Source organism: Citrobacter sp. RHBSTW-00944, assembly GCF_013615435.1.
GTDB lineage: Bacteria > Pseudomonadota > Gammaproteobacteria > Enterobacterales > Enterobacteriaceae > Citrobacter > Citrobacter braakii.
Map to the genome: position 1 here is coordinate 1,381,830 of NZ_CP055418.1, position 13,654 is coordinate 1,395,483.

11 protein-coding genes are annotated in these 13,654 nt (G+C 55.1%); 5 read left to right on the top strand and 6 right to left on the bottom strand.

Annotated features, from left to right (window positions below):
* Nucleotide 1 precedes the first annotated feature (1 nt).
* From hcaB to hcaE, 4 genes are read right to left on the bottom strand one after another with little or no spacing between them, the layout of a single operon-like run.
* Nucleotides 2-814 (bottom strand): 3-phenylpropionate-dihydrodiol/cinnamic acid-dihydrodiol dehydrogenase, encoded by an 813-nt coding sequence (gene hcaB / locus HV334_RS06520; protein ID WP_181221308.1) that lies wholly within the window; start codon nucleotides 812-814, stop codon nucleotides 2-4.
* The gene (gene hcaC, locus HV334_RS06525) at nucleotides 811-1,131 is read right to left on the bottom strand and encodes a 3-phenylpropionate/cinnamic acid dioxygenase ferredoxin subunit (RefSeq protein WP_016154025.1); all 321 of its coding nucleotides are present in this window, start codon (nucleotides 1,129-1,131) and stop codon (nucleotides 811-813) included. Before hcaC ends, hcaB begins: the two co-directional genes overlap by 4 nt.
* The gene (hcaF, locus tag HV334_RS06530) at nucleotides 1,131-1,649 is read right to left on the bottom strand and encodes a 3-phenylpropionate/cinnamic acid dioxygenase subunit beta (RefSeq protein ID WP_016154024.1); all 519 of its coding nucleotides are present in this window, start codon (nucleotides 1,647-1,649) and stop codon (nucleotides 1,131-1,133) included. The genes hcaC and hcaF overlap by 1 nt, the downstream gene beginning before the upstream one ends.
* The gene (gene hcaE / locus HV334_RS06535) at nucleotides 1,646-3,007 is read right to left on the bottom strand and encodes a 3-phenylpropionate/cinnamic acid dioxygenase subunit alpha (RefSeq protein ID WP_181221309.1); all 1,362 of its coding nucleotides are present in this window, start codon (nucleotides 3,005-3,007) and stop codon (nucleotides 1,646-1,648) included. Before hcaE ends, hcaF begins: the two co-directional genes overlap by 4 nt.
* A 135-nt stretch (nucleotides 3,008-3,142) precedes the next feature.
* Here hcaE and hcaR point away from each other — a divergent pair, with 135 nt between their 5' ends.
* On the top strand, nucleotides 3,143-4,036 hold the full coding sequence (hcaR, locus tag HV334_RS06540; protein WP_181221310.1) for a DNA-binding transcriptional regulator HcaR: 894 nt from the start codon (nucleotides 3,143-3,145) through the stop codon (nucleotides 4,034-4,036).
* 3 nt (nucleotides 4,037-4,039) lie between these two features.
* Here hcaR and HV334_RS06545 read toward each other — a convergent pair whose 3' ends face one another.
* Nucleotides 4,040-5,233 (bottom strand): ROK family transcriptional regulator, encoded by a 1,194-nt coding sequence (locus HV334_RS06545; RefSeq protein ID WP_046275227.1) that lies wholly within the window; start codon nucleotides 5,231-5,233, stop codon nucleotides 4,040-4,042.
* A 114-nt stretch (nucleotides 5,234-5,347) separates the two neighbouring features.
* Here HV334_RS06545 and HV334_RS06550 point away from each other — a divergent pair, with 114 nt between their 5' ends.
* The 4 genes from HV334_RS06550 to HV334_RS06565 all read left to right on the top strand — a co-directional run bounded on the left by HV334_RS06550 (nucleotide 5,348) and on the right by HV334_RS06565 (nucleotide 12,205).
* Nucleotides 5,348-8,614 (top strand): DUF5107 domain-containing protein, encoded by a 3,267-nt coding sequence (locus HV334_RS06550; RefSeq protein ID WP_181221311.1) that lies wholly within the window; start codon nucleotides 5,348-5,350, stop codon nucleotides 8,612-8,614.
* 72 nt (nucleotides 8,615-8,686) lie between these two features.
* Nucleotides 8,687-10,126 (top strand): sugar porter family MFS transporter, encoded by a 1,440-nt coding sequence (locus HV334_RS06555; protein WP_046275225.1) that lies wholly within the window; start codon nucleotides 8,687-8,689, stop codon nucleotides 10,124-10,126.
* Entirely contained in the window at nucleotides 10,126-10,968 is an 843-nt protein-coding gene (locus HV334_RS06560; RefSeq protein WP_181221312.1) for an aldose 1-epimerase, read from the top strand. Before HV334_RS06555 ends, HV334_RS06560 begins: the two co-directional genes overlap by 1 nt.
* Before the next feature lie 88 nt (nucleotides 10,969-11,056).
* Nucleotides 11,057-12,205, top strand: a complete 1,149-nt coding sequence (locus HV334_RS06565) for a 3-phenylpropionate MFS transporter (protein WP_019077391.1) — start codon at nucleotides 11,057-11,059, stop codon at nucleotides 12,203-12,205.
* Here the strand turns inward: HV334_RS06565 and csiE are convergent.
* Nucleotides 12,200-13,477: a stationary phase inducible protein CsiE gene (gene csiE / locus HV334_RS06570; protein WP_181221313.1), complete on the bottom strand. Its 1,278-nt coding sequence runs from the start codon at nucleotides 13,475-13,477 to the stop codon at nucleotides 12,200-12,202. The genes HV334_RS06565 and csiE overlap by 6 nt on opposite strands.
* Nucleotides 13,478-13,654: the final 177 nt, after the last annotated feature.

Sequence of the window (13,654 nt, forward strand, 5' to 3'; positions counted from 1 at the left end):
CTCAGAGATCCAGTCCGGCGGCAACGTGACGAATACCGCGAATACCCAAACCGGCATCGGCATTGATCATCACGCCACTCAATGTGCGATTGTTGCGCTTTGACGCCAGCATCACATACGGGCCGGTAAAATCCGCTGGCTCAGGAAAAAACTGCAACGGCAAAATGGCGGCGATTTTTTCCGGCGTCAGCGACTGCATAATCGACGTATCGCCCTGGCCCAGCGCCTGTGGGCCGCGCAGATCGGTCGCCATACCGCACGGACCGACGCCGTTGACGCGCACCTTTGGCGCCAGCTCGTAGGCTAACTGGCGAATCAACCCGGTGGCGGCATGTTTAGAGGCGGTATACAACGGACCGCCGCCGCCGGGATACCACGCCGCGTTGGAAAGGGTAAAGATGATGTTGCCTTCGCTGGCGATAAGCGCAGGGGCGCAGGCTTTTGCGCCCAGCAGATAGCCCAGCACGTTGACGTTAAACAGCTCATGAAAGCCGCTCTCCAGCGCGTCTGCTGGCGTATTGACCAGCGAGGCGTTGTGATCCCATATCCCGGCGTTGCCGATCAAACAGTCCAGCGTGCCGTAGCGCGCCAGAATTTGATCCACCGCGCGCTGATAGTCGGCGTAGCAGATGACGTTGCCTTCTACTGCCAGCACATGTTCGCCAAAACGTTGGCGCAGGCTGGCGACTTTGGCTGGCGAAAGTTCCAGCGTGGCGACCCGCGCGCCTTCCTCAATGAAACGCTCGACCAGCGCCAGGCCAAGACCGGAGCCGCCGCCGGTGATAAAGACCACGTTATCGCGTAAATCGCTCATCTCGCGTCCTCTGGAATATCAACGAACACATCGCTACCTTCCACGTACACCGCGTAGGTGGTCAGCGGATCGGTGGCAGGTAAACACAACGCCTTACCGGTTTTCAGGCAGAAACTGGCGGCATGCAGCGGACATTCCACCGTCGCGTCGTCTTCCAGATAACCTTCCGACATCGAGGCATTACCGTGGCTACAGCGATCGTTAATGGCATAAAACTCGCCGCCAACGTTGAACAGCGCGATGACGGGCGAGGTGTCGAGCCGGAGCGCTTCACCCTCCGGCAAATCCCCTACGGGGCAGGCATAAATACGACTCATCAGAACAATACACTCAGGTTATGGGAGGTGATCACCGCTTGATCCAGCACGATCTCACGCTCCAGTAAGCGCCACTCATCGCCCGGTAAACGGCGCACTTTGTCCATGCGCATGCCGACGTAAAAGGTTTCATCGCGCTCTTTTTGCGCGCGATACAGCAGATAGTTAAGGCGCACGGCGAATACATCCGGCACTTCGGTTTCACTGACCTGACAGTTGCTGATCAGGTGTCGGGTACGCGACGGCGGCTCCTCTGCCCAGGCCATTCCGGTTTCCAGTCGCGCAATACGGCGTTCAAGCTGATCTTTATTGTCGTTAAAAATCCAGGTGGTTGGCGGCTGCACGCCTTTGCGACGGTCGCGCGTCTGGGCATTGACCGTTGTGCGCATGGTATAGCGAATGTCGTCATCCAGCTGTGCCAGCCAGTCGCGAAACTGCCAGTCATCCAGCAGGCTGGCTTCATGGTAGAGAAACTGCGTAATGCGGTGATGCAGTTCCAGGGAAACTAAAGCACTCATTTCATCACCTCCTGCTGGTAAGCGGCGGTTTTTTCCTGCACTTCCTGCCAGCTTTCGCTGCTGAGTAAATCAGCCCAGCGCTGATACATGCCGCGGGCGGCGGTTTCTGAGAAGATGTAGTTGGTGATCCCCGGAATGCCGTCTTCACGACGTTTCTCCTGACCTAACCCCATTTCCAGGCACAGTTTGCTATTACGCGCCCGATGGCCCTTCAGAAGTTTTTGAATTTCACACCAGTTTTCCGAGTCGTCCTGCTCAAGGAATCCGGCGGGGCCAAAAGCGCGCGTAGCGCTGTTTTCAAATGCGGCTTTCACTTCATCAGAGGCGGCTTTATCGGTAATACAGAACGCCCACACTTCAACCTGATCAGGACCGCGCGGATGCCAGACGCGCAACGTAGCGGTACCATTGAGCCAGGAAAGCGTTGGAAAAATATTGTTGTGACCGGCCAGACGCAGAGCACGAACCTTACCCAGACGCTGTTCAGCTTCCGCGTAGGTGTCGCGGTAGTAGCTGGAGACTTCGCCGTCGACCCACACGTTGGCATCCGGCTTTTCGGTAAAGAAGAAGCCGCTGCCGTGCCCGTCCTGGCCGAACTGTAGTGCATCTTTGGCGGTTTCCCACACCGGGCGAGCGGTTTGTCCGTCACCGAGGCGTTTATCGCTACCGTCGTCTTTTGCCCCCAACACCTGCACAGCGGAGGCGTGGCTGAACAATGCGTGATACTGATCGCTGGCAAACTGTTCGGCGGGGAATTTCCAGTTACAGTCGATGGTCCACTTCTGTACGCCGCCGACGATTTCTGTGCCGCCTTCGCGGCGGTCAAGCACGCCGTCGAGATACCACGCAATGTCGCCGAGATAATCGCGCAGCGTGGGCGCGGTGGAGTCCCAGTTGCCGAAAATCAGCCCTTTATAGCTCTCTACGCCAGGAACTTCGTTCAGTCCCCAGTGCGATTTGCATAGCCCTTGCGGGTATGCGCGAGGCTCCAGCGGGACGTCGATCAGCTCGCCATTGATACCGTACGACCAGCCGTGATACGGGCAGGTAAAGGCGCGAGTGTTCCCGCAGTCGGCGTAGCTGACGCGCATCGCCCGGTGGCGGCACTGGTTGAGAAACGCTTTGATGCTGCCGTCCTTCTGGCGAACCACCACGACCGCATCCTCGCCCATGTAGGTGTTAAAAAAATCACCGGCTTTGGGGATTTGGCTTTCGTGGGCGAGAAATAGCCAGCAGCGCCCGAAGATGCGCTCCAGCTCCAGTTGGTAAATTTCTGGGTCAGTATAAATCCGTGGGGTTACACGACCGTTTTGCGTGTCGATCAGTTGGTAGATGTCTAAATTTGAGGGTGTGGTCATATTTTTTAATCCTGAAAGATAAGATGTATTGACCTTCTATTTTTGTGCCATAAGGATGTTGCTGGTTAGTTATCAATCTGTGAAATAGTAAATTTCTACCAGTTGAGACATTTTTTCGATAACAAGGAGAAGGGCATGGAACTGAGGCACTTACGCTATTTTGTGGCGGTGGCGCAGGCGCTGAATTTCACCCGGGCGGCAGAAAAGCTGCATACCTCTCAGCCGTCGTTAAGCAGCCAGATCCGCGATCTGGAAACCTGCGTGGGCGTTCCGTTACTGGTGCGGGACAAGCGAAAAGTTGCGCTGACGGCGGCGGGGGAGTGCTTTTTACAGGATGCGCTGGCGATCCTTGAGCAGGCGGAAAATGCCAAAGTTCGCGCCCGTAAAACGGGGCAGGAAGATAATCATTTCGCTATTGGTTTTGTCCCTTCCGCTGAGGTGAATTTGCTCCCGAAGGTGCTACCCTTATTTCGTTTAAAACAACCGGATACACACATTGAGCTGGTAAGTCTGATAACCACCGAACAGGAAGAAAGGATCCTCAACGGAGAACTGGACGTGGGCTTAATGCGTCACCCGGTGTACAGCCCGGAGCTGGATTATCTGGAGCTGATTCATGAGCCGCTGGTCGTGGTGTTACCGGTGAATCATCCGTTAGCCAATGAGCCAGCGATCTCCGCAGAACAGTTACACGGCGTAAATTTTGTCAGTACCGATCCCGCTTATTCCGGGGCGCTAGCGATGATTGTCAAAAACTGGTTTCAGCAGCAGGAAAGCCAGCCCAATATTGTGCAGGTAGCGACCAATATTCTGGTGACCATGAATCTGGTCGGCATGGGGCTGGGGGTGACTTTGATACCCGGTTATATGAATAATTTTAATACCGGGCAGGTGGTTTTTCGGCCTATTGTTGGCGATGTTCCGACCATTGCCCTGCTGATGGCGTGGAAAAAAGGGCCAATCAAACCGGCATTGACCGATTTTATCGCCACTGTGCATGAACGTTTAGCCGTGAGCCTGGCGGAGTAATGACTACAGCTCGCTAAGCTGTGATTCGACATAAAGATAGCCAATTCCCATGAGTTGCTGAGGGCGATTAAGCTGACCGAAGCTTATCTGAGTTGCTCTGGCACGCGGGTTATCGCCGTGATCGAACGGATTAAACCCGGTTTGCTGTACCAGCGTATTGAGCCAGCTATCGCCAAATGCACAGCTACGACCATACAACCATATTTGATTAATGTTCAGTATATTCAAAAAATTATAAAGACTCAGGCCGATGGCGCTGGCGGCATGTTCGGCCCAGGCCTGAATGCGAACATCTCCGTGTTGCCAGGCAGTAATAAGCTGGTCGGTGGTGAGCGTTTCCGGGTCGTAAAGGGATGTCGGCTGCGATTTCATCCACACGCGGGCCTGCTTTTTCAACGCGCTCAATGACGCCACTGTTTCCAGACAGCCATAACGGCCACAGTCACAGGCGATCCCATCGGGATGAATGATGGTATGCCCAATCTGACCGCTGCCATACAGACTACCGCGCCAGATGTTATCGTTAATCACAAACGATGAGCCAATACCGTAATCAACGTTAATCACGCAAAAATCACCGTTAGCCGCCGGGTTTTGCCATTTTTCCGCCAGCGCCAGCATCACGCAGTCATTATCCAGCCGGACCTGTACGCCGAGCATCTCCTCCAGCAGATATTTTATTTCCACCGGTGTTTTCCACGGCGCCTGAGGCATGGTTTTTGATGCGCCGGTTATCGGATCAACCTGACCGTGAACGCCAAGCGCCAGGTTAATCGTGACCTCGGGAAATTGTCGACGATATTCCCGCCAGTGCGCCGCCAATGCTGTCAGCAGCGCTTTTGGCGATTCGGGGTTGATGACTTCATGCTGCCAGTCGCCGACGGCAACCAGCCGAGCATCCGCCAGTTGACTGGTGATGCTGGTGGGGGTGACGTTGATACACAGCGTCCAGGCACCTTTTTCTGGCAAATGATAACTGCCACTGCTCAAACCGCGCTGGCTTAAAGTTTCTCGCGAATGGCTGATTCTTCCTTCATCCATCAGTTCTTCGAGGATATTGCTAACCGCCGGGATCGACAGGCTGGTGAGCTGCGCCAGCTGTGACTTGCTGAGCTGCTTTTCTCGCCACAGATGTGACAAAAAAATCTGTTTATTCGCCTGACGTACCCTGGCGTTGTTGAACCCCGAACGCTGCATTCACTTAACTCCCTTAACTATATTGCGTGAGCATTGCGCATTTTAACGCCACTTAACTGCCGCAGAATAGCATCAAGTTGAATTTTTACTTTTGTTTATTAAGTGGAGCGCGGCATGTACGGTTCAGTAAAAGTTTGGCAGGAAACGATCACCCTCCCCACGTGGACAGCGGGTGAAGAAGACGCCAACCCAATGTTTCTGGAAAAGCGAGTTTATCAGGGGTCTTCAGGAGCGGTTTATCCCTATGGCGTGATTGATACGCTGACCGGCAAACGTGAAATGCGCGACTATCAGGCGGTATGGATGGAGAATGACTTCATTCGCATCATGCTGCTGCCGGAGTTAGGCGGACGCATTCATCGAGCGTATGACAAAGTGCAGCAGCGCGACTTCGTCTACTACAACGAAGTGGTAAAACCTGCGCTGGTCGGTCTGCTTGGGCCGTGGATCTCTGGCGGCATTGAGTTTAACTGGCCGCAACATCATCGCCCGACCACCTTTATGCCGGTGGATTTTACGCAACAGCAGGGTGAGCAGGGCGAATACACCGTCTGGATGGGCGAGGTAGAGCCCATGCGTGGTTTACAGGTCATGACCGGATTCACGCTGTATCCGGATCGCGCGTTGATCGAGATAACCGGGAAGGTTTTTAACGGTAACGCTACCCCGCGCCACTTCTTATGGTGGGCGAATCCGGCGGTGAAGGGCGGCGACGATCACCAAAGCGTGTTTCCACCGGATGTGACGGCGGTATTCGACCACGGTAAGCGCGATGTCTCTGCATTTCCCATCGCCACCGGCACATACTACAAAGTGGACTATTCGGCTGGCGTGGATATCTCGCGCTACAAAAACGTACCAGTGCCGACCTCCTATATGGCTGAAAAATCTGATTATGATTTTGTTGGTGCCTGGCATCACGGCGAGCGCGGTGGGTTGCTGCATGTGGCCGATCACCACGTTTCGCCAGGGAAAAAACAGTGGACTTGGGGTTATGGCGACTTTGGCGTTGCCTGGGATCGTAATCTCACTGATGACAACGGTCCGTATATCGAACTTATGACCGGGGTCTTTACCGATAACCAGCCGGATTTCACCTGGCTTGCGCCGTACGAAGAGAAAGTCTTCGTGCAAAACTTCCTGCCTTACAGCGAACTGGGTATGGTGCAAAACGCCAGCACGCAGTTGGCGCTTCGTCTGGTGCGTGAGAGTCGCCAGCTTTCTGTGGGCATTTATGCGATTGCGCCGTTACGCGATGTTCAGGTTACGCTTGCCGCACACGGGCAGCCATTCTATGAAAATACACTCACTCTGGAGCCGGGACAGAGCTGGCTGGCTGATGTGTCAGACAATGGCCATACCCGGGTGACAATGACCGTCACTAACGCCGATGGTGCTACGCTTTTGCAGTACGAAGAGCACATCGCGCAAGAGTTACCGCTGCCTTCGGCGGCCGTCGCGCCAGCACAGCCAGAAGCACTCTCTAATACCGATGAACTCTATTTTATTGGTCAGCATCTGGAGCAGTACAACCATGCCAGCCGCTATGCTGAAGATTATTATCGCCGCGCGCTGGATGTTGATCCGCTGGATTACCGCAATAATGTGGCCCTGGGGACGCTGGCGCTAAACCGCGCGGACTGGGCGCTGGCGGCGTATTGTGCGAGTAAGGCGCTGGAACGGGCGCATAAGCTCAATAAAAATCCGCGTGATGGCGAGGCGAGCATGCTGCTGGCCGCCGCACAGGAACGTCAGGGCGACGATGACAGTGCTTGGGATAATTATTATAAGGCCAGTTGGAGCGGCAACTGTCGGGATGCGGCTTTCTGGTCGTTAGCGCGTCTGGCGATGAAGCGTCAGGACTACGTTGGTGCGTTGGAAAAGGTCGAGCAGAGCCTGCGCTTTAACGGTAGTAATAACCTGGCGATGGGACTGAAAGCGCTGGCGCTGGCAAAACTTGATCGCATTCCGCAAGCCCTGGACTACATTCGCCAACAGCTGGTTGATTATCCTCTGAGCTACACCCTGCACTATGCGCGCTGGGCCATCTGTCAGGACGAGGCGACGGCGCAAGCGCTGATCTCGATTACCGGGCGGCGCGGTACCAACGCGTGTGAACTGGCAGGCTGGCTGATCTCATTGGGGCAAAAGGATGCTGCCCGTGGCGTGCTGGAACTGCTCGACAGCCAGGAAACGCTGCCTATGCTGTGGCGCGCCTCGCTAAGTGACAACCCACAACCCTTCATCGAACGTGCCCGCGAATGCCTGCAAAACCGCGTTCGTTTCCCCAATACGCTGGATGAAGTGCAGATGCTGCAAACCCTCGAACAGAGCGCTTTTGCCCGCTATTTACTTGGCTGTTTCTGGTACAGCAAACGGCGTTATGCCGAAGCGGTATCCTGCTGGAAGTTTACCCTTGCGCAGGAAGCGGATTTCGCTCCTGTACACCGCTTACTGGGGATCTATGCCTGGAACAAACTGCATGATGCGCAGCAGGCGATGCAGTATCTGTCGCAGGCCGTGGCACTGGAGCCGCAAAATGCCCGTTTCCTGTTTGAACTCGACTATCTCAAGAAGCTGATGGCGCAACCGGCTGAGCTGCGCCTGCAGCGACTGGAAGCCAGCAAAGAGATTGTCTTCCATCGTGACGATCTGACGGTGGAACTGCTCAGTCTGTGGAATGGATTAGGGCGTTACGACGATGCCGCAGCAGTATTACGTGAGCGCGTGTTCCATCCGTGGGAAGGTGGTGAAGGCAAAGCCACAGGGCAATATCTGCTGAATCAGATGCATCGTGCGCTGGCTGCCATTCAGTCCGGCGACCCGCAAACCGCCATCGCGCAGTTGCAACAGGCGTTGCACTACCCGCAAAACCTCGGGGAGGGGCGTTTACCCGGACAAACGGATAACGATATCTGGTATTTACTGGGACATTGCGCGCAGCAGCAGGGGTGTTTTGATGAATCCCAGCGTTACTTCTCCCGTGCGACACGCGGCGGTAGCACACTGGATGCTGGCCGTTACTACAACGACCAGCCTGTGGATTATCTCTTCTGGCAGGGTATGGCGCAGAGAAAACTTGGCGATGATGCTCAGGCGAACGCTCTGTTTAATAGCTTCCTGCAATGGGTTGAATCGCATCGCGACAATGTCCCGGATGTCGATTTCTTTGCCGTATCGCTACCCGATCTGGTGGTGCTGGATACCTCAGCACAAGCAAAACACCAGCAACACTGCCTGTTTATCAGTGTGCTCGGGCATCTGGGGTTGGGAAATAGTGCTGCTTGCCAGCGCGATCTTGACGCACTCCTGCAACTCAATCCGGCGCATGACAAGGCATTACTGCTACGTCACGCCATTAACGTAAGGCTTTTCCAGTAACACCCGAAATGGGTGGGGGCAACCTCACCCGAAACCTACTGTCCCCTGCGTTTCCCTGAAAGAGGAATCATAATGAATAACGCGCAGACACATTTAAAGATTGGTTACGTCTGGACTATCTGCCTGGTTGCGGCCTGCGGTGGTTTACTGTTTGGCTATGACTGGGTGGTGATCGGTGGGGCAAAACCCTTCTATGAAGCCTATTTCTCGATTACCGATCCGGCGCAATCCGGCTGGGCGATGAGTTCGGCTTTGGTCGGTTGTATCTTTGGCGCGCTGATTTCCGGATGGTGCGCCGATAAGTTTGGCCGAAAGATGCCGCTGATTCTCTCGGCGATCCTCTTTAGCGCTTCCGCCTGGGGAACTGCCGTCGCCAGTAATTTCGACATGTTTATTGTTTATCGCATCGTTGGAGGCGTGGGGATTGGTCTGGCGTCTGCGCTAAGCCCGTTGTATATCGCCGAGGTTAGCCCGGCTGAAAAGCGTGGGCGCTTTGTTGCCGTTAACCAGCTCACTATCGTGATTGGCGTACTGGCGGCGCAGCTTATTAACCTGATGATTGCCGAACCTGTAGCCTCAGGCGCTACGCAGCAGGCGATTGTGGAAAGCTGGAACGGTCAGACGGGCTGGCGTTGGATGTTTGGCGCTGAATTAGTGCCCGCGATAATTTTCCTGGTGCTGATGTTCTTTGTACCTGAATCGCCGCGCTGGCTGGTAAAAGCAGGCAAAGCCGATCGTGCGCGTACCATGCTGCAGCGCATTGGTTCCGCGGAATATGCTGGTCAAACGCTGAAAGAGATTGAACATACGTTGCAAAAAGATAATCACAAGGTCGCGTGGTCAACGCTGTTACAACCGCAGATCAAACCGATCGTGATTATTGGAATGGTGCTGGCAGTGTTCCAGCAGTGGTGTGGGATCAACGTTATTTTCAACTATGCGCAGGAGATCTTCGCCTCTGCCGGATTCGACATCAACGGTACGTTAAAATCGATCGTGGCGACAGGGATCATCAATCTGGTCTTTACCCTTGCCGCTCTGCCGTTAGTAGACAAAATTGGTCGCCGTAAACTGATGTTGTTCGGGGCGTCAGGATTAACGGTTATCTATATGCTGATTGCCGGGGCGTACGGGTTGGGCATTATGGGCTGGCCGGTTCTGGTTCTGGTGCTGGCGGCGATCGCTATTTATGCCCTGACGCTGGCCCCGGTGACCTGGGTGCTGCTGTCTGAAATTTTCCCTAACCGCGTCCGCGGGCTGGCGATGTCGCTCGGTACGCTAGCGCTGTGGATTGCCTGCTTCCTGCTGACCTATACTTTCCCGCTGCTCAATGCGAGTCTGGGCGCGTCGGGAAGCTTCCTGTTGTACGGTGTGATTTGCGCGATGGGATTCATGTATGTTCTGCGTAATGTTCCGGAAACCAAAGGCGTGACGCTGGAAGCGCTGGAAGAGCAACTGGCGGCGCAGCATACGAAAGTTGGCGCATCAGCCCAACAACGAAGCGCTCGCTAATGGATGGTCTGCTGATGCTACAAAACGCACATCTGCGGATGTGCGTAGATCCGCAGGGCGGTTCGCTATTAAGTCTGGTTTCGTTACAACATCAACAGGCAATTTTACGCGAAGGTCATGGTCAGCAGCCCGGTGATTGCGGCCTGTTCCCGATGCTGCCGGTCGCGAATCGGGTGGCGGGAAATCGTTTTATGCTGCGCGGTGAAGAGGTGGTGTTACCTCAACATGGCGCAGATGACACCTTTTTCCTGCACGGTGACGGCTGGCTGCAACGCTGGCAGGTTATCACCGTGACCCAAAGCGGTTGTTTGCTGCAGTTGCGCAGTTGGCATCCCTGTGGCTATGACTATACGGCGCAACTTTGCTATCAACTGGAAACCTCAAGCCTGCACGTCTCATTGACGCTCACCCATTGCGGTGAACAGCTGATGATTTATGGCTGTGGGTTCCATCCGTTTTTCGCTTTTGATAAGCACAGCACGGCGCAATTCACCACCGGCGGCTACTGGCCGGAGGGGGAACAGCATCTGCCGCTGGAATGGCAACGTGAAATCCCTCCAGCGGCGGATTTCATGTACGCGCAATATGGCGAGGATAGCTGGCTGAACGTTGGATATTCTGGCTGGAGCGGGCGGGCCGTTATTCAGCGAGATGTGATGAAAGTCACGATTTTAGCGCAAACTCCATGGTTGATGCTGTTCAGAATGTCGGGTGAGGAGTTCTTGTGCCTGGAGCCGCAAACGCATCCGGTGAATGCCCACCACATGCAGGGGCAGCCGGGATTGCAGGTTTTAGCGCAGGGAGAACGCTGCCATTTTGCGATGCAGATTTGCGTCGAATAGGGCAAAAATCATGTTATCTGCCTGTTAATGCTCTCTTGCGCCAGCCTGCGTTTGTCGCCAGACTATCGCCTCCAAACGGGAGGGATTCATGGCTTTGCATTCCACGCGCTGGCTGGCGCTCGGTTATTTCACCTACTTCTTTAGCTACGGTATTTTTCTGCCTTTCTGGAGCGTCTGGCTCGAAGGGCTGGGGCTGACGCCGGAAACCATCGGTTTACTGCTGGGCGCGGGGCTGATTGCCCGTTTTCTCGGCAGTTTGCTGATTGCGCCGCGCGTAAGCGATCCCTCTCGTCTGATCTCCGCTTTACGTATTCTGGCCCTGTTGACGCTGGTGTTTGCGCTGGCCTTCTGGGCGGGCACCAACGTGGCGTGGCTGATGGTGGTGATGGTCGGCTTTAACCTGTTTTTCTCGCCGCTGGTGCCGTTGACCGACGCGCTGGCCAACACCTGGCAAAAACAGATAACCATGGACTACGGTCGGGTAAGGCTGTGGGGATCCGTTGCCTTTGTGATTGGCTCCGCGCTGACCGGTAAGCTGGTGAGCCTGTTTGACTATCGGGTGATCCTGGTCCTGCTGTCGCTTGGCGTCGCGTCGATGCTATTGGGGATGATGATCCGCCCGAGCGTGCAGCCAGCAGGGGAAAACCGTCAGCAGGAGAGCGCGGGATGGCCCGCCTGGCGTGCGTTGATAACCCAAAGCTGGCGTTTTCTGGCCTGTGTGAGTCTGTTGCAAGGTGCGCATGCCGCTTATTACGGGTTCAGCGCCATCTACTGGCAGTCTGCCGGATATTCCGCTTCGGCGGTGGGCTATTTGTGGTCATTAGGCGTGGTGGCGGAAGTGATTATTTTTGCGCTCAGTCACAAGCTATTCCGCCGCTTTAGCGCGCGCGATTTGCTGCTGCTTTCCGCTGTTTGCGGCGTGGCACGTTGGGGTTTGATGGGCTGGAGCACTGAGCTACCGTGGCTGATTGTGGTGCAAATCCTCCATTGCGGAACCTTTACCGTCTGCCACCTGGCGGCAATGCGCTATATCGCGACGCGCCAGGGCAGCGAAGTGATACGTTTGCAGGCGGTGTATTCTGCGGTGGCGATGGGCGGCAGCATCGCCATCATGACCGTATTCGCAGGCTACCTGTACCAGAATCTGGGCAACGGCGTATTCTGGGTGATGGCGCTGGTGGCGCTACCGGCAATCTTTCTGCGCCCGAAGGTGGTGGCGCAGCCTGCAACGTTATGATTCGAGGATTTTGCGGATCTGCTGCTGCTGATGCGGCGTAAGTGCCAGATCCGCATGAATCAACGGCGGAGAAAACAGCGGCAGCGGCGTGGTATACGGCGTAATAATCAGCGTGACTCCGCGCGGTGTACCCTGTTTTTGAAAGTCCTGCATCGGCATATGTTTTACGTTGAGCGGCAGCAGCGTCAGTTCGCGCAGCTGTTGCTCAATATGCGCTTCAAGTTGTTCATTGTTGCCGGTCAGCAGGATAATCTGCTTCTCGTGCAAATCCTTCTCCTGCATCAGCCAGGCACCGAAAATAACGGCGACCAGCCCGATCTCTTCTTCTGAAAACTGCACATCGTACTCTGCTTCGAAGCCATGTATCGCCTCGCGGGTAGTACGAACCAGACGGGGATAAAGTCGGCTGAACTCCTCCGGCAGCGTGTTATCTATGCCAATGGCAAACACGCTGCGGTTAAGCGCCTGGGCAAGGTGAATATACAGCTGATCGTTCAGTCCTTGCTCATCGCTGAAGCGCACATTGCCATACTCGCGAAAACGCAGCACCAGCCGTGCAATAGCAAGACGCAGGCGACGATCCTGCTGGTGGTTATCGCGCACGGGGTCGGGGATACGGAGCATTGAGAACAGCAACGCCATAAACAGCGATTCGCCCGGCGGCGCACTCTGCATGACGTGGCGCTGCCAGTGGCGGCCAATTTCCTCAGCGAGCGGATACTCTGCGCAGGATTGCGCCCAGCGTTGCTGGAGCGGATTAAATACCGGGGTGACTCCCGCGTGATGCTGTAGCAGACAATACTGTAAATACAGGCGCAGGAACTGGATGTCACGGTACTCAAACGGCTTCTGCAAGCGCCGGGAGCACAAATTAATGAGCGCATGCAGATTGGTGTCGTCATACAGCGTACGCGCGATACCTTGTTGTTTCAGCGCCATTTTTAAAGCGGGTGTAAAATGCTGGGCGATAAAAGTCGGGCAGATCCGCAGACCGCGGCGCAGCCACTGCAACAGACACAGGCGCTGATTTAGCGGGGTCCCTTCGATCGTATAGCCGCCATTCAGCGCGGTGGTAATCGCGAGCCGGTGATAGCGCTGGATTTCGAGTCCTGCGCCAATAATATCTTCCTCAACAGTGGCATCATCAACGCCATTGAGGCTACTGAAGGTTTGAGCTGTAGCGATTTGCCCTGGCAGGAAAAGCGTCAGCAGCACCTGGCAACGGCGCTGGGGAGCGGAAAGTACAGATGGTGGAGCAAGCGTTGACATCATCTGTAGGATCTCCCGTAAGTATGTTTGATAAGAATAGCTAAAGTTTGCTCATAGATTTGGAGAATGGAATGCTTTCCACCAGGAATGCTGGAGAGCGTCACAGAATTTTTAACGTGCGGAACAGATAGCAGGAGTGGAACGCAGCGCGTTAACTGGCTTTTTCACTGTTTTATCTTC